Source organism: Kitasatospora sp. NPDC032150, assembly GCF_055579945.1.
Window position 1 is genome coordinate 203,927 of record NZ_JBVIMH010000009.1, and the last position, 18,927, is coordinate 222,853.

The window sequence follows — 18,927 nt, forward strand, 5'->3', positions numbered from 1 at the left end:
GATGTCGGACGACAGGACTGACAAGACCACCGGGCCCACTCCAACGACCGGGCCGTCGATCCTCGGACCGGCCGCAGGCTTCGGCGTGACCTTCAAGGCCATGTTCAAGAAGCGGCTCACCGAGCAGTACCCGGAGTACCGGAAGCCCACCGCGCCGCGCTTCCACGGCCGCCACCAGCTGAACCGGCACCCGGACGGCCTGGAGAAGTGCGTCGGCTGCGAGCTCTGCGCCTGGGCCTGCCCGGCCGACGCGATCTACGTCGAGGGCGCGGACAACCGGGACGAGGAGCGCTACTCGCCCGGCGAGCGCTACGGCGCGGTGTACCAGATCAACTACGCCCGCTGCATCCTGTGCGGGCTGTGCATCGAGGCGTGCCCGACCCGGGCGCTCACCATGACCAACGAGTACGAGCTGGCGGACGACTCCCGGGCCGACCTGATCTTCACCAAGGAGCAGCTGCTGGTGGGGCTGAGCGAGGGCATGGTCGACACCCCGCACGCGATCTACCCGGGGGCCGACGAGGGCGCCTACTACCGGGGCGAGATCACCGCCGCCGCGCCGGGCACGGTGCAGCAGGAGCGCACGGTACGGGACAAGGAGGTGCGGCCGTGACCTCCACCGGAGAGGCGGTCCAGTTCTGGGTGCTGGCCGTGGTCGCGGTCGGCGGCGCGCTGGGCATGCTGCTGATGAAGAAGGCCGTGCACAGCGCGCTCTGCCTGGCGGCCACCATGCTGGCGCTGGCGGTCTGCTACCTGGCGCAGGGCGCGGTGTTCCTGGGCGTGGCGCAGATCGTCGTCTACACCGGCGCGATCATGATGCTCTTCCTGTTCGTGGTGATGCTGGTCGGGGTCACCTCCGCGGACTCGCCCTCCTTGCCCGCCAACGGGCAGGAGGGGCCCGCGGAGCAGCTGAAGGGCCAGCGGATCGCCGCCGCCCTCTGCGGACTCGGCTTCGGCGTACTGCTGGTCGCCGGCATCGCCAGTGCGAAGCTGGGCCACTTCACCGGGCTGGCCGAGGCCAACGCCGAGGGCAACGTGCAGGGGCTGGCCCGACTGCTGTTCACCAAGTACGTCTGGGCGTTCGAGGTCACCGGCGCCCTGCTGATCACCGCCGCGGTCGGCGCCATGGTGCTGACCCACCGCGAACACGTGAAGGCCCGCAGCACCCAGCGCGAGCTGGCCGCCCAGCGGGTCAGGGACAACCTCCAGGTGCCGCCGCTGCCCGCCCCCGGCGTCTACGCCCGGCACAACGCGGTGGACGTCCCGGCCCTGCTGCCGGACGGCACCGTCGCCGAGCACTCCGTGATGGGCACCCTGCGCGAGCGCGGCCAGATCCGCGACGTCAGCCAGGAGATGCTGCGCCGGATGGCCGAGTTGGAGTCCGCCACCGCCGACTGGCTGGGCCGGCCGCCGTCCGCGCGCCCGCCGGTCACCGGGCCGCACAAGGCGCTGGAGACGGTCCCCGAGAAGGCTTCGAAGAAGGAGGAGGACGAGACGTGAACCCCGTCAACTACCTCTACCTGGCCGCCCTGTTGTTCACCATCGGCGCGAGCGGCGTGCTGATCAGGCGGAACGCGATCGTGCTGTTCATGTGCGTCGAACTGATGCTGAACGCGTCCAACCTGGCACTGGTCACCTTCTCCCGGATGCACGGCAACCTGGACGGCCAGATCATCGCCTTCTTCACCATGGTGGTCGCGGCGGCCGAGGTCGTGGTCGGCCTCGCCATCATCGTCAGCATCTTCCGGACCAGGCACTCCGCTTCGGTCGACGACAGCAACCTGATGAAGCTGTAGGCGGAGGGCCCAACACGTGAACTCCCTTATTCCGCTGCTGGTCGCGGCCCCGCTGGCCGGCGCCGCCCTGCTGCTGCTCGGCGGACGGGCACTGGACCGGATCGGGCCCTGGCTGGGCACGCTGGCCGCCGCGCTCTCCTTCGCCCTCGGCGCCGTGCTGTTCTCGGACATGCTGGGGCGCCGGGCCGAGGCACGGGCGGTGCACCAGCACCTGTTCAGCTGGATCCCGGTGAACGGCTTCCAGGCCGACGTCTCCTTCCAGCTCGACCAACTGTCCATCACCTTCGTCCTGTTGATCACCGGTGTCGGCACCCTGATCCACCTCTACTCGGTGGGCTACATGGCCCACGACGAGCGCCGCCGCCGCTTCTTCGGCTATCTCAACCTCTTCCTGGCGGCGATGCTGCTGCTCGTCATCGCCGACAACTACCTGCTGCTGTACGTGGGTTGGGAGGGCGTCGGGCTCGCCTCGTACCTCCTGATCGGGTTCTGGCAGCACAAGCCGAGCGCCGCGACGGCCGCCAAGAAGGCGTTCATCGTCAACCGGGTCGGCGACATGGGCCTGTCGATCGCGATCATGCTGATGTTCACCGAGTTCGGCAGCTTCGCCTTCGAGCCCGTCTTCGGGGCCGCCGGACGGGCGAGCGAGGGCAAGCTGACCGCGATCGGCCTGATGCTGCTGCTCGCGGCCTGCGGCAAGTCCGCCCAGGTGCCGCTGCAGTCCTGGCTCGGCGACGCGATGGAGGGTCCGACCCCGGTCTCGGCCCTGATCCACGCGGCCACCATGGTGACCGCCGGGGTCTACCTGATCACCAGGTCGGCCGCCGTCTTCAACCTGGCTCCCGACGCCCAGACCGCCGTGGTGGCGGTCGGCGCGGTGACGCTGCTCTTCGGTGCGATCGTCGGTTGCGCCAAGGACGACATCAAGAAGGCGCTGGCCGGCTCCACCATGTCGCAGATCGGCTACATGGTGCTGGCGGCCGGGCTCGGCCCGATCGGGTACGCCTTCGCCATCATGCACCTGGTCACCCACGGCTTCTTCAAGGCCGGGCTCTTCCTCGGCGCCGGTTCGGTCATGCACGGCATGGACGACGAGGTGGACATGCGGCACTACGGGGGCCTGCGCAAGTACATGCCGATCACCTTCGTCACCTTCGGCCTCGGTTACCTGGCGATCATCGGCTTCCCCGGTCTGTCCGGCTTCTTCTCCAAGGACAAGATCATCGAGGCGGCCTTCGCCAAGGGCGGGGCCGAGGGCTGGATCCTGGGTCTGTGCGCCCTGGTGGGTGCCGCAGTCACCGCGTTCTACATGACCCGGGTGATGGTGCTGACCTTCTTCGGCGAGAAGCGCTGGCAGCCGTCGGCGGAGACCGGCGAGGAGCCGCACCCGCACGAGTCGCCGTCCGTGATGACCGTCCCGATGATCCTGCTGGCCATCGGCTCGGTCTTCGCCGGCGGGCTGTTCGCCCTGAACAGCTCCTTCCTCAAGTGGCTCGAACCCGTCACCGGGCACGCCGAGGGCCACTCGCCGCTCCAGCCGCTCACCGTCACCCTGCTCACCACCCTGTGCATGCTGGTGGGCGTGGGCGTGGCGTACCTGATGTACGGGCGCTCGCCCGTACCGGTCACCCCGCCGGTCGGCTCGCCGCTCACCCGGGCGGCCCGCCGCGACCTGCTCCAGGACGACTTCAACCACGCGGTCCTGGTCCGCCCCGGCTCCGGGCTCACCGCCGCGCTGGTCTACCTGGACAGCAAGGGCCTGGACGGCTTCGTCAACGGCCTGGCCGCCACCATCGGCGGCCTCTCCAGCCGCCTGCGCCGGATCCAGACCGGGTTCGCCCGCTCCTACGCGCTCTCCATGTTCGGCGGTGCGCTGCTGCTGGCCGCCACCACTCTCCTGATGAGGTCGGTCTGATCATGCGACAAAACACTCCTCCAGGGGGCAGGCCATGAGCTACCTGCTGACCGCGACCTGCGCCGTCCCGGCCGCCGGCGCGGTGCTCACCGCCGCGCTGCCGGCCGGCACCTCCGAGGCCCGCCGCCGGACCGGGAAGGCCGTCGCGCTGGCCGTCTCGGCGGCCACCCTGGGGCTGACGGCCGCCGTCGCCGCGAGCTTCCGCCCCGGCGGGCCGCGCTACCAGCTCACCGAGTACCACCCCTGGATCCGCAACTTCGGGATCGGCTTCTCGCTCGGTGTGGACGGCATCGCCGCGGTCCTCGCGCTGCTCACCGCCGTACTGGTCCCGATCGTCATGCTGGCCTCCTGGCACGACGCCGACCCGGTGCGCACCCCCGACGGGACCTTCGAGAACGTCCGCCGCACCCAGGGCTTCTTCGCCCTGGTCCTCGCGGTGGAGGCGATGGTGCTGGTCTCCTTCCTGGCCACCGATGTCTTCGTCTTCTACGTGTTCTTCGAAGCCATGCTGATCCCGATGTACTTCCTGATCGGTGGCTTCGGCGACCGTGCCGGCGGCCCGGACTCCGATGCCCAACGCTCTTACGCGGCCGTGAAGTTCCTGCTCTACAACCTGCTCGGCGGCCTGGTCATGCTGGCCGCCGTGATCGGCCTGTACGTGATCGCGCAGGACCAGGGCCAGGGCACCTTCAACCTGCCGGTCCTGGCCGACGCGATCGCGAGCGGCAAGCTGGCGATCGACCCGACCACCAGCAAGCTGCTCTTCCTGGGCTTCTTCCTCGCCTTCGCCGTGAAGGCCCCGCTCTGGCCGCTGCACACCTGGCTGCCGAACGCGATGGGCGAATCCACCGCCCCGGTCGCGGTGCTGATCACGGCGGTGGTCGACAAGGTCGGCACCTTCGCGATGCTCCGGTACTGCCTCGGTCTCTTCCCGGACGCCTCCCGCACCTTCGGGCCGTACGTCCTGGTGCTCTCGCTGATCGGGATCGTCTACGGCGCGCTGCTGGCGGTCGGCCAGAAGGACATCAAGCGGCTGGTGGCGTACGCGTCGATCTCGCACTTCGGCTTCATCATCATGGGCATCTTCGCCTTCACCAGCCAGGGGCAGTCCGGCGCCACCCTCTACATGGTCAACCACGGCATCTCCACCGCCGTCTGGATGCTGGTCGCGGGCTTCCTGATCTCCCGTCGAGGCTCGCGGCTGATCTCGGACTTCGGCGGAGTGCAGAAGGTCGCCCCGGTGCTGGCCGGCACCTTCCTGATCGGCGGGCTCGCCACGCTCTCGCTGCCCGGGATGGCGCCGTTCGTCAGCGAGTTCCTGGTGCTGGTCGGCACCTTCAGCAGGTACCCGGCGATCGGCGTGATCGCCACCATCGGCATCGTGCTCGCCGCGCTGTACGCGCTGCTGCTCTACCAGCGCACCATGACCGGGCCGGTCAAGGCCGGGGTCGAGGGCATGGCCGACCTCAAAGTGCGCGAACTCCTGGTGGTGGCGCCGCTGGTGGCGCTGACCCTGTTCCTCGGCGTCTACCCCAAGCCGCTCACCGATCTCGTCAACCCGGCGGTGAACGCCACCCTCTCCCAGGTCCACCGGACCGACCCGGCTCCCGTCCACCCGGTCGCCGCCACCACCTCCGGAGGTGAGCACGAATGAGCCAGCTGCTCGCCGCCGCCGGCGGCAACAGCCCGAGCATCCCGGCTCCGCACATCGAGTACGGCCAGCTCTCCCCGATGCTGGTGGTCTTCGGCGCCGCGATCGCGGGCATCCTGATCGAGGCCTTCCTGCCCCGCCGGCTGCGCTACGTCACCCAGGTGGCCGTCTCGCTGCTCGGCCTCGGCGGTGCCTTCGCCGCCGTGGTGGTGCTCGCCGCCCAGGGCCACGCCACCACCAAGTCCGGACTGCTGGCGATGGGGGCGGTGGCCATCGACGGCCCGGCGCTCTTCCTGCAGGGCGTGATCCTGCTCTCCTCGGTGCTCGCCGTGCTGATGTACGCCGAGCGCCGCCTGGAGCCCCGTCGGGGCGGCCACCGGGTGGACGCCTTCGCCGCCCAGGGCGCCGCCGTACCGGGTGGCGAGCAGGAACGGCAGGCGACCACGGCCGGGTTCACCACCACCGAGGTCTTCCCGCTCACCCTGTTCGCGGTCGGCGGCATGCTGCTCTTCCCGGCGGCCGACGACCTGCTGACCATGTTCGTGGCGCTGGAGGTCTTCTCCCTCCCGCTGTACCTGCTCTGCGCCCTGGCCCGGCGCCGCCGGCTGCTCTCCCAGGAGGCGGCGGTCAAGTACTTCCTGCTCGGCGCCTTCGCCTCGGCGTTCTTCCTGTTCGGCACCGCGCTGCTGTACGGCTACGCGGGCAGCGTCCAGCTCGGCGACATCGCCGACGTGGTGTCAGGGGTCGCCCCGGTCACCCCGGCGCTCACGGTCACCACCCAGAACGACGTGCTGCTGCTGATCGGTCTGTCGATGCTCTCGGTCGGCCTGCTGTTCAAGGTCGGCGCGGTGCCGTTCCACGCCTGGACCCCGGACGTCTACCAGGGCGCGCCGACCCCGGTCACCGGCTTCATGGCGGCGGCCACCAAGACGGCGGCCTTCGGCGCCTTCCTGCGGCTGTTCTACGTGGCCTTCCCCGGCCTCAAGTGGGACTGGCGGCCCGTCATGTGGGCGGTGGCGATCCTCACCATGGTGGCCGGGGCGGTCCTGGCGGTCACTCAGCAGGACGTGAAGCGGCTGCTGGCGTACTCCTCGATCGCGCACGCCGGGTTCATCCTCACCGGCGTGATCGCCACCAACCGGCAGGGCCTGGGCGCGGTGCTGTTCTACCTGCTCGCGTACTCCTTCGTCACCCTCGGCGCGTTCGCGGTGGTGACCCTGGTCCGCGACTCCAAGGGCGAGGCCACCCACCTGTCCAGCTGGGCCGGACTCGGCCGGCGCTCGCCCCTGGTGGCGGCGGTCTTCACGCTCTTCCTGCTGGCCTTCGCCGGCATCCCGCTGACCAGCGGGTTCACCGGGAAGTTCGCGGTCTTCCAGGCCGCGGCGGCGGGCGGGGCGACCCCGCTGGTGATCGTCGGTGTGCTGAGCTCGGCGGTCGCGGCCTTCTTCTACATCCGGGTCATCGTGCTGATGTTCTTCTCCGAGCCGAAGGCCGGCGGCCCGGCGGTGGCCGTGCCCAGCCCGTTCACCGCCACCGCGATCGGTGTCGGCGTCCTGGTCACGCTGGTCCTGGGACTCGCTCCGCAGTACTTCCTGGACCTCGCGAGCAAGGCGTCACTGTTCGTTCGTTAACGGTCCGTCCGCCGGTTCCACACCGGTCTTCCGCCAGTTCCACACGTCTTGACGCACCACCCGACCGGGGCCCGCGGCACACCGCCGCGGGCTCCGGCCGCGCCCGCTCCGCACCCCGCCATCGGACGGGGGCACCTTCGGCCGTCAGGCGGGGGCCGGCGGGGCACGCACCGCAGGGGCCCATGCCCGTGCTGGTGATCCACTCGTGACCGGATACCCTCCTTGTAGGCCAGCGGCGGCACTCAGGGACCGGGCCGCTAGATCGACCAGGGACAGGAGTGGTCTTCGTGACCGTCGTGGGGCCCTTCGGGCTGAGCGTGCAGGACCGCGATCTGACCCGCGACGTCCAGGTCGGCCTGGACGCCGTGGAGCGCGCACTGACCGAGACGGTCAAGAGCGAGGTGCCGTTCATCACGGTCACCGCCAGTCACCTGATCCAGGCCGGCGGAAAGCGCTTCCGCCCCCTGCTGGTCATGCTGGCCGCGCAGTTCGGCGACCCGAACGCGCCCGGCGTGGTCCCCTCCGCCGTGGTGGTCGAGCTGACCCACCTGGCCACCCTCTACCACGACGACGTGATGGACGAGGCCCTCGTCCGCCGGGGCGCCCCCAGCGCCAACTCCCGCTGGGACAACTCGGTCGCCATCCTCACCGGCGACTTCCTGTTCTCCCGCGCCTCCCAGGTGCTCTCCGAGCTCGGCCCGGAGGCCGTCCGGCTCCAGGCCGACGCCTTCGAACGGCTCGTCACCGGCCAGATCCTGGAGACCGCCGGCCCCGGCCCGGACGACGACCCGCTCCAGCACTACCTGGACGTCCTGGCGGGCAAGACCGGCTCGCTGATCGCCGTCTCCTGCCACTTCGGCGCGCTGATGGCCGGCGCCGAGGAGCGGATCATCGGCATCCTCACCCAGTACGGCGAGAAGATCGGCATCGCCTTCCAGCTCGCCGACGACGTCCTGGACATCGCCAGCGACGGTGACGAGTCCGGCAAGACCCCGGGCACCGACCTGCGCGAGGGCGTCCCCACCCTGCCGGTCCTGCTGCTCCAGCAGACCCCGGTGGACCCGGAGGACCCCTCGGACGTGCGCCTGCGCGAGCTGCTCACCCTCGACCTCGCCGGGAACGACGAGCTGCACGCCGAGGCGCTCCGGCTGCTCCGCCGGCACCCGGCGCTGGAGCGGGCCCGCCGCGAGACGCTGCGTTACGCCGAAGAGGCCCGCGCCCTGCTGGAGCCCCTCCCGGACTGCCCGGCCAAGGACGCCCTCCAGGGGCTCTGCGACACCGTCGCCATCCGCACCATGTGACGGAGCGCCCCGGGGTGTGCGGGGCTCCGCCCGGATCGGCCGCGTGCCCGGGACGGGGGGCCAGCGCGCGCCCGCCCGGCGCCGCGAGTCGCACCACCCTTCCGGCCGGGAGGGCCGGGTAGCGTGCCCGCCGGTTCCGAAGCCCGCCGCCTCGCGCCCTTCCGCGCGCCCCCGAAGACTCCGAAGGAGCAACCCGCATGCGCGTCGTCATCGCCGAGGACTCGGTACTCCTGCGGGAGGGCCTGACCCGCCTGCTCACCGACCGCGGTCTGGAGGTCGTGGCCCAGGTCGGCGACGGGGAAGCGCTGCTGCGTACCGTCCAGGACCTGGCCGCCGCCGAGGCCCTGCCCGACGTGGTGGTGGCGGACGTGCGGATGCCCCCGACCCACACGGACGAGGGCGTCCGCGCCTGCGTGGCCCTCCGTGGCCTGTACCCGGGCCTCGGCGTCCTGGTGCTCTCCCAGTACGTGGAGGAGCGCTACGCGGGCGAACTGCTGGCCGGCTCCAGCCGAGGCGTCGGCTACTTGCTTAAGGACCGGGTGGCCGAGGTGCGCGAGTTCGTGGACGCGGTGGTCCGGGTGGCCGGCGGCGGGATGGCGCTGGACCCGGAGGTGGTGCAGCAGCTGCTCAGCCGCAGCCGGAAGAGCGATGTGCTCGAGGCCCTCACCCCGCGTGAGCGCGAGGTGCTCGGACTCATGGCCGAGGGCCGGACCAACGCGGCGATCGCCAAGCAACTGGTGGTCTCGGACGGCGCCGTCGAGAAGCACGTGAGCAACATCTTCCAGAAGCTCGGCCTGGCGCAGAGCACCGAGGACCACCGCCGGGTACTGGCCGTCCTGACCTACCTCAACAGCTAGCCGAGCGGGGCTGAAGACCGGGCCCGAGAAGAGTAATCTCGATCTTGAGGGCAGGCCGCCCCGCGGAGCGCTGACCACCGCAACTTCCGGGCGGGGAAGGCCGAACGGCGCGCTCGGGGAAGTCGGCACCGTACATTCGCAAGTTACGGGCCGGTCAAGGTGAGCGAGCTTAGGATGCCTTCTGGTGCACCAGGCGGACGGGGCACACGGCTCACGCCCGCGGCTGGTGCCCACGAGGAGGTCCGCGATAGTGACCAGCCAGGTCGATCAGACAGAGGCAAGGGGCGGCTCGGGCGGAGGGGGCCAGGGAGTCGCGCCCCCGGGGCGGACGCATGCCAAGCCGATCCGGCGACTGGACCGGGTGATCATCCGGTTCGCCGGCGACTCGGGTGACGGCATGCAGCTGACCGGTGACCGGTTCACCTCGGAGACCGCCTCGTTCGGCAACGATCTCTCCACCCTGCCGAACTTCCCGGCCGAGATCCGGGCACCCGCCGGGACGCTGCCGGGTGTCTCCAGCTTCCAGCTGCACTTCGCCGACCACGACATCCTCACGCCGGGTGACGCCCCGAACGTCCTGGTGGCGATGAACCCGGCCGCGCTCAAGGCCAACCTGGGCGACCTGCCGCGCGGCGCGGAGATCATCGTCAACACCGACGAGTTCACCAAGCGCGCGCTGGCGAAGGTCGGATACCCGGCCGACCCGCTGGCCGACGGCTCGCTCTCGGCCTACAACCTGCACAAGGTGCCACTGACCACGCTGACCCTGGAGGCGCTGAAGGACAGCGGTCTGGCCCGCAAGGACGCCGAGCGGGCGAAGAACATGTTCGCGCTCGGCCTGCTGTCGTGGATGTACCACCGGCCCACCAGCGGCACGGAGAGCTTCCTGCGTCAGAAGTTCGCCAAGAAGCCGGTCATCGCCGAGGCCAACATCAAGGCCTTCCGCGCGGGGTGGAACTTCGGCGAGACCACCGAGAGCTTCGCCGTCTCCTACGAGGTCCCGCCGGCCCGGCTCCCGGCCGGCACGTACCGGAACATCTCCGGCAACCTGGCGCTCTCCTACGGACTGATCGCCGCTTCCGAGCGCTCCGGACTGCCGCTGTTCCTCGGCTCGTACCCGATCACCCCGGCCTCGGACATCCTGCACGAGCTGAGTCGGCACAAGAACTTCGGCGTGCGCACCTTCCAGGCCGAGGACGAGATCGCCGGGATCGGTGCCGCGCTCGGCGCGGCCTTCGGCGGCGCGCTCGGGGTGACCACCACCTCCGGGCCCGGCGTGGCACTGAAGTCGGAGACGGTCGGCCTCGCGGTCTCGCTCGAACTGCCGCTGCTGGTGGTCGACATCCAGCGCGGCGGCCCGTCCACCGGGCTGCCGACCAAGACCGAGCAGGCCGACCTGCTGCAGGCGATGTTCGGCCGCAACGGCGAGGCCCCGGTGCCGATCGTGGCCCCCGCGACCCCGGCCGAGTGCTTCGACGCGGCCCTGGAGGCGGCCCGGATCGCCGTCACGTACCGCACCCCGGTGATGCTGCTCTCCGACGGTTACCTGGCCAACGGATCCGAGCCCTGGCGGATCCCCCCGGTCGAAGAACTCCCCGACCTGCGGGTCGAGTTCGCGACCGGCCCGAACCACATCCTGGAGGACGGCAGCGAGGTCTTCTGGCCCTACAAGCGCGACCCGCAGACCCTCGCCCGCCCCTGGGCCGTCCCCGGCACCCCCGGCCTGGAACACCGGATCGGCGGCATCGAGAAGCAGGACGGCACCGGGAACATCTCCTACGACCCGGCCAACCACGACCTGATGGTCCGTACCCGCCGGGCCAAGATCGACGGAATCACCGTGCCGGAGCTGGAGGTTGACGACCCGAGCGGCGAAGCCCGGGTGCTGGTGATCGGCTGGGGCTCCACCTACGGCCCGATCACCGCGGCCGTGCGGCGGGTGCGCGCCGACGGCGGCCGGATCGCCCAGGCGCACCTGCGGCACCTGAACCCCTTCCCGGCCAACCTCGGTGCGGTGCTGAAGGCGTACGACCGGGTCGTGGTGCCCGAGATGAACCTGGGCCAGCTGGCCCTGCTGCTGCGCGCCAGGTACCTGGTGGACGCCCAGTCGTACAACCAGGTGCGCGGACTGCCTTTCAAGGCCGCCCAGTTGGCGGACGTGCTGTCCGCGGCGATCGGAACGCTGGAGGAGAACCATGGCTGAGGTCCGCGGCCAGGCCGCCGACGAGTCCCGCGGTTCAGCCGCCGGCGAGCCCTTCGGCTCGCTGCGGCGGGTGCCGAAGGCCGAAGCGCCGCAGAGTGCGAAGGACTTCAAGACTGACCAGGAGGTCCGCTGGTGCCCGGGCTGCGGCGACTACGCCATTCTGGCCGCCGTCCAGTCCTTCATGCCCGAGCTCGGCATCCGCAGGGAGAACACCGTATTCGTCTCAGGCATCGGCTGCTCCTCCCGGTTCCCGTACTACATGAACACCTACGGGGTGCACTCCATCCACGGCCGTGCCCCGGCCATCGCCACCGGCCTCGCCGCCTCCCGGCCGGACCTGAGCGTCTGGGTGGTCACCGGCGACGGCGACGCGCTCTCCATCGGCGGCAACCACCTGATCCACGCGCTGCGCCGCAACGTCAACCTGAAGATCCTGCTCTTCAACAACCGGATCTACGGGCTCACCAAGGGCCAGTACTCGCCCACCAGCGAGCTCGGCAAGATCACCAAGTCCACGCCGATGGGCTCGCTGGACGCCCCGTTCAACCCGCTCTCGCTGGCCGTCGGCGCCGAGGCCACCTTCGTCGCCCGCACCATCGACTCCGATCGGCAGCACCTGCAGTCCGTGCTGCGGGCCGCCGCCGAGCACGAGGGCACGGCGTTCGTGGAGATCTACCAGAACTGCAACATCTTCAACGACGGTGCCTTCGAGGTGCTGAAGGACCCGGCGACCAGGGACGAGGCGCTGATCCGGCTGGAACACGGGCAGCCGATCGTCTTCGCCGGGCAGGGCGTCTTCCGGGGCCCGGACGGCGAACTGCACGTCGCCGAGGTGACGGACGCCAACCGGGCTGACGTCCTGGTGCACGACACCCACCACCCCAGCTCCGCACGGGCGTTCGCGCTCACCAGGATCGCCGACGCGGACACCCTGCACCACACCCCGATCGGCGTGCTGCGCGACGTCCGGCGCCCGGTCTACGACACCCTGATGTCCGACCAGCTCGACCACGCGGTCGAGGCCAAGGGCCGGGGTGACCTCGCGACGCTGCTCGCGGGCACCGACACCTGGACGGTGGCGTAGGACCTGTCCCGGCGGGCGGCCGGGGAGGGCTTCGAGCGTGCGGTTCCCGACGCTCTCCCCGGCCGTTCCTCCGGTCAGCCGGCGATCTTGAGCAGGATCGGGTTGGTGAGGGCCGCCATCGGGCCCCAGGGGAGGTCGGCGCCCATGGTGTTGCCCTGGCCGGGGCTGCCGTCCGCCCGGGGGTGGCGCACCTCCGCCCGGACGTAGCCGGCGAGCGAGGCGGTGGTCCGCCAGGCAACCGTGCCGCCGCCGGAAGCGGGCAGCGACTCCTGGTGCAGCTGCCCCTCATCGGTGATGACCCGCACGGTGCCACCGGGCACGCCGGAGACCTCCAGCCTGACATCCACGGGGGCGTCCCCGGGCACGATCAGCTGCTCACCGATCCCCGCCTGCCGGCCCTGCCCGGTGGCGGTGAAGGCCAGGCCGATCCCGGCCGACTCGGCGATCCAGCTGCGGCCGGCCCGCAGCCCGGCCAGGACGTCCGCCCGGGTCAGGTCGTCGGCCAGCACCACGTTGTGCGGCAGGCCGATGACCTGCGGGGCGCTGTGCGCGTCGCTGTTGCCCATCGCGGGCAGCCAGCGCCGCCCGTGCCGGACGGCCTCGGCGAGGCGGGAGTCCCAGCTGTCGACGGCGGACTCGTCGTCGTACGTCCAGGGGCCGTTCCAGACCTCGACCGCGTCCGCCTCCTCGTAGCCGAACTTCCACTGGCAGGCGACGTACGGGCAGTAGGGGTGCGCGGGCACCACCAGGCCGCCGGCGTGGTGGACCTGGCGCGCGAAGCGGGGGTACGCGTCGTCCCGGGAGCGGTAGCGCCAGTCGAGCCAGTCCCCGGGGCCGATGCCCAGGGCCAGCCAGTGGCCGTTGCGGGTGGTGACCTCCTCGCCGGTCACGATCAGCAGGTCGGGGCCGGCCAGTGGGCCCCAGACGCCGTGCGATGACGGGGTGTTGTGGTCGGTGGAGACGATGAAGTCCAGCCCGGCCGCCCGCGCGCCCGCGGCCACCTCGGCCGGGAGGCGGCGGCCGTCGGAGTGGACGGTGTGCAGATGGCAGTCGCCCCGGTACCAGGCCCGGCCGCGCCCGCGCGCCCGCTCGGCCGGGTAGGAGGGCGTGAACTCCCCGCCCGCGTCGCCGAACCGCAGCGTCACCGCGACCCGGTAGTCCATCCCCTGCGGCGCCACCTGGTACGGGCCCAGCGCCACGTGCCAGGTCCCGGGCCGGACGGGCCCCGGCAGATAGCCGGGGGTGGCCTCGCCCCGGCTGATCGCGAACGACGTCCGGAACCCGCCCGACCAGCCCCGGAACCCGGGCCCGCCGAGGCCGGTGCCGCGTTCGTCGAAGATCCCGATGTCACAGGAGTTGCCCGGGGTGCCGGGGGGTACGGCCGGCCGGTCATAGCCGTACGAGACGGCGATCTCCCGCACACCGGGCGGGACTTCGACCGGGAGGTAGACGAAGTCGGGCGCCCCGGTGGGGAGATGGCCGGTGATCACCCGGGTCTGCTCGCCCTCGGCGGCCGCCGCGAAGGCGACCGGCGCGAGGGTCGCCGCCGCGGCCGCCCCGAGGGTCAGCCCGGCCCGGAGCACTCGTCGGCGACCCGGCCGATCCGGTGAATCGGCTGTGCCGCCGTGCTGTGGGCAGTTCTCCTCCGTGCGCACGATGTCCCTCCGGGGCTCGCGCGGGCCGTCGCTGCGGTGGGATGCCGGCCCGTCGTCGGATCCCTTCCCCGCGCGGTTAACCGGCGATGAGCCGCAACCGGCCGGGGCGGGACCGGGGGGCATCGGTTGGTGGCGGGACGCGCCGAGCACCGCCCGCCCCCGGGAGGCGGACGCGCCGGCCTCGGCCCGGCCGGTGCCGTCAGGCCGGGCCGGGAGTTCGGCGGCGGAGGCCATGCCGAGCCAGGTGTGCGGATTGCCCTCCCGGCACCAGCTGCTTCCTCTCCGCATGCCGTGCCGCTATCTCCGTACGACGTACACTGTACATAGCACGGAGATGACGCGTGGAAAGATTCCCCCATGGCCACGGACCGCAGCAGCGCAGGTGATCCCGCGCGCACTCTCGCACTGCTCTGGGGGGAGTCGCAGCCCAAGGCCGCCCGCCGGGGGCCGAAACAGGCCCGCTCCAGCGCCGAGATCGCCGCCGCCGCCATCGCCGTCGCCGACGCCGAGGGGGTCGAGGCGGTCACCATGCGCCGGGTCGCCCAGGAGCTCGGCCTCTCGCCGATGGCGCTCTACACCTACGTCCCCGGCAAGGTCGAACTGCTCGACCTGATGCTCGACACCCTCTACGGTGCGATGCCGCGCACCGCCCCGGCCGGCGCCGGCTGGCGGGCCCGGGTGGCGGCGGTGGCGGAGGACAACCGGGCGCTGTACGCCGCGCACCCCTGGATCGCCGCCGTCGCCACCAGTCGCCCCCCGCTCGGCCCCGGCCTGATGGCCAAGTACGAGTACGAGCTGCGCGCCCTGGACGGGCTCGGCCTCAGCGAGGTCGAGCAGGACTCCGCGCTCACCCATCTGCTCGGCTTCGTCCAGAGCTGCGCCCGGATGGCCGCCGACGAGCGGGCCGCCGAGCAGGACAGTGCGATGAACGACCGTCAGTGGTGGGCGAGGAACGCCGAACTGCTCGCCCGGGTCTTCGACGCCGAGCGCTACCCGACCGCCGCCCGCGTCGGCGCGGCGGCGGGGGAGGCGTACGGCGGCGCGTACAGCCCCGCACACGCCTACGAGTTCGGACTGCAGCGAGTGCTGGACGGCCTGGCCGCGCTGATCGACGAACGCTGAGGTCCGGTGTTCCGCGCGCGGCGCGCGGCTTCGTGGCGACGAGGGACGCCACGGGCCATGTCATGACCAAAATGTGGAAACGGAGATGACAGTCCGGCCTTCGCCCGCTACCGTCAGCACGGGCAAGTACGCGCGCGTGGAGGGCAGGCCGGTCGATGGCAGAGAGATCCCAGCAGGAGGCCGGCCGGGGTTTCTGGCTCGGATTCGCCGCATACGGAATCTGGGGGGTGTTCCCGCTCTTCTGGCCGCTGCTGGAGCCGAGCGGAGCCACCGAGATCCTCGCCAACCGGATGACCTGGTCCCTGGTGTCGGTGCTGCTGATCCTGCTGGTCCAGCGCCGCTGGTCGTGGATCCGCCCGCTGCTGGCCCAGCCGCGCAGGCTGGCGCTCTCGGTGGCGGCCGCCGCGTTGATCTCGGTCAACTGGGGCGTCTACATCTGGGGGGTGAACTCCGGGCACGTGGTGGAGACCAGCCTCGGGTACTTCATCAACCCCCTGGTCACCATCGCCTTCGGCGTGCTGGCGCTGCGCGAGCGGCTGCGCTCCGCACAGTGGGCGGCGGTCGGCATCGGAGCGGCGGCGGTCGTGGTGCTCACCCTCGCGTACGGCCGCCCGCCGTGGATCGCGCTCACCCTGGCACTCACCTTCGCCACCTACGGGCTGCTCAAGAAGCTCGTCGCGCTCGGCGGGCTGGAGAGCTTCGCGGTGGAGAGCGCCGCGATGTTCCCGCTGGCGGTGAGCTACCTCGTCTACCTCGGCGTGCAGGGGAAGAGCACTTTCGGACACACCGGCGCCGGCTACGGCTGGGGGCACACCGGGCTGCTGATGCTCAGCGGCATGGTGACGGCGATCCCGCTGCTCTGCTTCGGCGCGGCCGCCATCCGGGTCCCGCTCACCACGCTCGGTCTGCTGCAGTACCTGGCACCGGTGTTCCAGTTCCTGCTCGGGGTCCTGGTCTTCCACGAGTCGATGCCCCCGGCCCGCTGGGCCGGCTTCGCCCTGGTCTGGGTGGCGCTCGCGGTGCTCACCTTCGACGCGCTGCGCCAGCTGCGCAGGGCCCGGGGGCGCGAGCCGCTGCAGGCCTCCGCGCCCGCCACGGCCGGTGCCGCCCATGCGAAGGCCGCCGCCGGCAGCAGCTGAGACCGGCCGGCCGAAGGGCCCTGCCGGCCGCCCCGGGAGCGCCGCGGAACGTCACACCCCGTGGTGGCGTGGACTCCTCCGTGTGAACACGTCCTTCGGGGTCTCTTCAAGCACACCCGTCTCCTGCTAACGTCCGGCTACCAACGTCCGGAAGCCGTACCCGTCCCCACGAAGGGGTAGCAGGAGGGGTTGCGATGGTCCAGCTCACGGAACAGTTCGCCAGGCCGTTCCAGCGTGCCGCACTCGCCGCAGGCAGGACGGTACGGGTACCAGCCGTACGGCGCGAGCTGGACGCGGCCGAGAGCGGTGAGCTCCTGCTCAGCTCCGGCACGGGCGGCCAGCCGGCCATCCAGTGGCGGCGGCAGGGGCGCCCGGCGCTCGTGCTGAAGCCGCCGTACCGGCTGGACCGGGTGGAGCTCAGGGGCTCGCACCGGGCCCGGCTGTACGGCCTGACGGCCGGCGTCCGGCTGGTCTGCCCGGACTGGTCGCCGCTCTTCCTGATCTCCCCGGCCCAGCTGCCTCTGCTGGCCTGCGCGGTGGCCGCCTCCCGGGTGGCCGGGGCCACCCGGGTCGCCGTCACGCCGTGATGTCCCGGCTGGTGAACCGGGCCCAGGCGGCCGAACCGAAGACCGCGATGTAGAGCGCCTGCAGACCGAGGTTCTGCAGCACGTTGTCCCAGTGCATCGGCTGGCGCAGCAGGTCGCCGAAGCTCATCCACCGGTGGGTGAACAGGAACGGCTGGATCGCGTGCAGCTGGGGGAAGGCGTCCAGGATCTGCACCGTGATCACCAGGCCGACGGTGGTCGCCATCGCGGCGATCCCGCTGCCCGTCAGGGTCGAGACGAACAGCCCGATCGCCACCAGGCCGGACAGTGACAGCGCCACCACGCCCGCCACGAGCACCGCGCGCAGCAGCGCCGCACCGAGGTCGATGGTGTCGCCGGACAGCAGGGTGACCTCGCCGAGCGGGAACAGGGCCGCGCCCGTGGCGACCGCGGCCAGCACCACCGCCATGGTCGCGGCCAGGCAGAACGCCAGCCCGGCGGTGAACTTGGCCGCCAGCAGCCTGGTCCGCCCGGCCGGGGCGACCAGCAGGTAGCGCAGCGTGCCGGTGGCGGCCTCACCGGCGATGGAATCCCCGGCCACCACGCCGACCGTCATCGGCAGGAAGACCGGCAGGGCCATCGCCAGTGCCGTGAACACCAGGAACAGGCCGTTCTGCGTCACCTGGGCGATGAACGCCGGGCCCTCGCCGTTCGAGGCGTCGCCAGTCTGGATCTTCACCACCACGCCGATCAGCACCGGCAGCACGGCCAGGATGCCCAGCAGCGCGATCGTCCTGGTCCGGCGGAAGGTGAGCGCGAGTTCGCCCAGGAACAGCGCGGCGAAGCCCGCCGTCGTCCGCGGCCGGGGGCCCGCTCCGACCGCGGGCAGTGCCTGCTCGGCCACCCGGAGTGCCTGCTCCGGCGGCTCGGCCGCCTGCGGTGCCTGCTCGGTCGGCAGTGCCTCAGCCCGCGACATCGAAACCCTCCCCGGTCAGCGCCACGAAGGCGTCCTCCAGCGTGCCGCGCTCCACACCGAAGCCGTGCACCCGCACCCCGGCCGCGACCAGCGCCGCGCACAGCCCGGGCAGCGTCTCCTCGTCGGCCACCACGGCCAGGCCGTCCAGCCGCGCCTCACCGATCCGCAGGTCGGCCACCCGGTGCTCGGTCAGCACCTCCCTGGCCTTCGCGACGTCCGGGGTACGGACCACCAGCCGGCCCTGGGCGCGGCCGGCCAGCTCGGCCACGGTGCCCTGCACCACGAGCCGGCCCCTGGACATCACCGCGGCGTGCGTGCACACCTGCTCGATCTCGTCCAGCAGGTGCGAGGAGAGGAAGACCGTGGTGCCCTCGGCCGCGACCTCCCGGACCAGGGTGCGGATCTCCCGCATGCCCTGCGGGTCAAGACCGTTGGTCGGCTCGTCCAGCACCAGCAGCTCGCGCGGCTGCAGCAGTGCGGAGGCGAGGCCGAGGCGCTGCTTCATGCCGAGCGAGTACGCCCGCGCCTTCTTTCCCGCCGCCGCCGCCAGGCCGACCCGTTCCAGCGCCTCGGCGACCCGGCGCGCCCGGGTGCGCGGGTCGGAGGTCGGGTCGGCCGCGTCGAACCGGACCAGGTTGTCCCGCCCGGACAGGAAGCCGTACAGGGCCGGGCCCTCGATCAGCGCGCCGACCCGGGGGAGCACCGTGCCCACCGACTGCGGCATCGGGGCGCCGAGCACCGTGGCGACCCCGGAGGAGGGCGCGATCAGGCCCATCAGCATCCGGATGGTCGTCGTCTTGCCCGAGCCGTTCGGCCCCAGGAAGCCGAAGATGCTGCCCCTGGGCACCGTCAGGTCCAGCCCGTCCACCGCGAGCTGGCCGCTCCGGAACCGCTTGGTCAGCCCGCTGGTGCGGATCACGTCGTCCGGAGCGGTGGCGGAGGTGGGGGGGGGGGGGGGGGGGGGAACCCCCCCCCCCCCCTTTTTTTGGGGAGGGGGCGACACCCCCCCCCCACAGAGGTTTTTCGCGCCAGCAGGGGACAAGGGTCGGCTA

At 71.8% G+C, this 18,927-nt stretch carries 16 protein-coding genes; 13 read left to right on the forward strand and 3 right to left on the reverse strand.

Annotated features, from left to right (window positions below):
- Position 1: 1 nt before the first annotated feature.
- The 10 genes from nuoI to ACZ5ON_RS14000 all read left to right on the forward strand — a co-directional run bounded on the left by nuoI (position 2) and on the right by ACZ5ON_RS14000 (position 12,438).
- Positions 2–613, forward strand: coding sequence for an NADH-quinone oxidoreductase subunit NuoI (gene nuoI, locus ACZ5ON_RS13955; protein WP_465590607.1), 612 nt, complete (start codon positions 2–4; stop codon positions 611–613).
- Positions 610–1,500: an NADH-quinone oxidoreductase subunit J gene (locus ACZ5ON_RS13960; RefSeq protein WP_465590609.1), complete on the forward strand. Its 891-nt coding sequence runs from the start codon at positions 610–612 to the stop codon at positions 1,498–1,500. Before nuoI ends, ACZ5ON_RS13960 begins: the two co-directional genes overlap by 4 nt.
- Positions 1,497–1,796, forward strand: a complete 300-nt coding sequence (gene nuoK, locus ACZ5ON_RS13965) for an NADH-quinone oxidoreductase subunit NuoK (protein WP_280698134.1) — start codon at positions 1,497–1,499, stop codon at positions 1,794–1,796. The genes ACZ5ON_RS13960 and nuoK overlap by 4 nt, the downstream gene beginning before the upstream one ends.
- A gap of 16 nt (positions 1,797–1,812) precedes the next feature.
- A complete protein-coding gene (nuoL, locus tag ACZ5ON_RS13970; RefSeq protein ID WP_465590612.1) occupies positions 1,813–3,711 on the forward strand; it encodes an NADH-quinone oxidoreductase subunit L in 1,899 nt (632 codons plus the stop codon).
- A gap of 34 nt (positions 3,712–3,745) precedes the next feature.
- Positions 3,746–5,365 (forward strand): NADH-quinone oxidoreductase subunit M, encoded by a 1,620-nt coding sequence (locus ACZ5ON_RS13975; RefSeq protein ID WP_465590618.1) that lies wholly within the window; start codon positions 3,746–3,748, stop codon positions 5,363–5,365.
- Complete coding sequence (gene nuoN / locus ACZ5ON_RS13980) at positions 5,362–6,993, forward strand: NADH-quinone oxidoreductase subunit NuoN (RefSeq protein WP_465590621.1); 1,632 nt, start codon at positions 5,362–5,364, stop codon at positions 6,991–6,993. The genes ACZ5ON_RS13975 and nuoN overlap by 4 nt, the downstream gene beginning before the upstream one ends.
- A gap of 287 nt (positions 6,994–7,280) precedes the next feature.
- A complete protein-coding gene (locus ACZ5ON_RS13985; RefSeq protein ID WP_465590624.1) occupies positions 7,281–8,294 on the forward strand; it encodes a polyprenyl synthetase family protein in 1,014 nt (337 codons plus the stop codon).
- Between the two features lie 197 nt (positions 8,295–8,491).
- Positions 8,492–9,151 carry a LuxR C-terminal-related transcriptional regulator gene (locus ACZ5ON_RS13990; RefSeq protein WP_465590627.1) on the forward strand — a complete coding sequence of 220 codons (660 nt, stop codon included), beginning with the start codon at positions 8,492–8,494 and terminating at the stop codon, positions 9,149–9,151.
- 250 nt (positions 9,152–9,401) lie between these two features.
- A complete protein-coding gene (locus tag ACZ5ON_RS13995; protein ID WP_465590630.1) occupies positions 9,402–11,354 on the forward strand; it encodes a 2-oxoacid:acceptor oxidoreductase subunit alpha in 1,953 nt (650 codons plus the stop codon).
- Entirely contained in the window at positions 11,347–12,438 is a 1,092-nt protein-coding gene (locus ACZ5ON_RS14000; protein WP_465590633.1) for a 2-oxoacid:ferredoxin oxidoreductase subunit beta, read from the forward strand. Before ACZ5ON_RS13995 ends, ACZ5ON_RS14000 begins: the two co-directional genes overlap by 8 nt.
- 74 nt (positions 12,439–12,512) lie before the next feature.
- On the opposite strand, the gene ACZ5ON_RS14005 is transcribed toward ACZ5ON_RS14000, so the two are convergent.
- Positions 12,513–14,021, reverse strand: a complete 1,509-nt coding sequence (locus ACZ5ON_RS14005) for a CehA/McbA family metallohydrolase (protein ID WP_465590636.1) — start codon at positions 14,019–14,021, stop codon at positions 12,513–12,515.
- 429 nt (positions 14,022–14,450) lie between these two features.
- Between ACZ5ON_RS14005 and ACZ5ON_RS14010 the strand changes: the two genes are divergently transcribed.
- From ACZ5ON_RS14010 to ACZ5ON_RS14020, 3 genes are all read left to right on the forward strand, one after another.
- Entirely contained in the window at positions 14,451–15,215 is a 765-nt protein-coding gene (locus tag ACZ5ON_RS14010) for a TetR/AcrR family transcriptional regulator C-terminal domain-containing protein (RefSeq protein ID WP_465590639.1), read from the forward strand.
- 155 nt (positions 15,216–15,370) lie between these two features.
- Positions 15,371–16,354, forward strand: coding sequence for an EamA family transporter RarD (rarD, locus tag ACZ5ON_RS14015; protein WP_465590642.1), 984 nt, complete (start codon positions 15,371–15,373; stop codon positions 16,352–16,354).
- 194 nt (positions 16,355–16,548) lie between these two features.
- A complete protein-coding gene (locus tag ACZ5ON_RS14020) occupies positions 16,549–16,941 on the forward strand; it encodes a hypothetical protein (RefSeq protein WP_344640707.1) in 393 nt (130 codons plus the stop codon).
- Here ACZ5ON_RS14020 and ACZ5ON_RS14025 read toward each other — a convergent pair.
- Complete coding sequence (locus ACZ5ON_RS14025) at positions 16,931–17,875, reverse strand: ABC transporter permease (protein ID WP_465590646.1); 945 nt, start codon at positions 17,873–17,875, stop codon at positions 16,931–16,933. The genes ACZ5ON_RS14020 and ACZ5ON_RS14025 overlap by 11 nt on opposite strands.
- Positions 17,862–18,794, reverse strand: a complete 933-nt coding sequence (locus ACZ5ON_RS14030; RefSeq protein WP_465590649.1) for an ABC transporter ATP-binding protein — start codon at positions 18,792–18,794, stop codon at positions 17,862–17,864. The genes ACZ5ON_RS14025 and ACZ5ON_RS14030 overlap by 14 nt, the downstream gene beginning before the upstream one ends.
- Between the last annotated feature and the right edge of the window lie 133 nt (positions 18,795–18,927).

Excerpts from the sequence above, each read along its gene's own strand:
- ACZ5ON_RS13990 (WP_465590627.1), top strand. The coding sequence starts at position 8,492 with ATGCGCGTCGTCATCGCCGAGGACTCGGTACTCCTGCGGGAGGGCCTG.
- ACZ5ON_RS14020 (WP_344640707.1), top strand. The coding sequence starts at position 16,549 with ATGGTCCAGCTCACGGAACAGTTCGCCAGGCCGTTCCAGCGTGCCGCA.
- ACZ5ON_RS13975 (WP_465590618.1), top strand. The coding sequence starts at position 3,746 with ATGAGCTACCTGCTGACCGCGACCTGCGCCGTCCCGGCCGCCGGCGCG.
- ACZ5ON_RS14025 (WP_465590646.1), bottom strand. The coding sequence starts at position 17,875 with ATGTCGCGGGCTGAGGCACTGCCGACCGAGCAGGCACCGCAGGCGGCC.
- ACZ5ON_RS14000 (WP_465590633.1), top strand. The coding sequence starts at position 11,347 with ATGGCTGAGGTCCGCGGCCAGGCCGCCGACGAGTCCCGCGGTTCAGCC.
- ACZ5ON_RS14010 (WP_465590639.1), top strand. The coding sequence starts at position 14,451 with ATGGCCACGGACCGCAGCAGCGCAGGTGATCCCGCGCGCACTCTCGCA.
- nuoN (WP_465590621.1), top strand. The coding sequence starts at position 5,362 with ATGAGCCAGCTGCTCGCCGCCGCCGGCGGCAACAGCCCGAGCATCCCG.
- rarD (WP_465590642.1), top strand. The coding sequence starts at position 15,371 with ATGGCAGAGAGATCCCAGCAGGAGGCCGGCCGGGGTTTCTGGCTCGGA.
- nuoI (WP_465590607.1), top strand. The coding sequence starts at position 2 with ATGTCGGACGACAGGACTGACAAGACCACCGGGCCCACTCCAACGACC.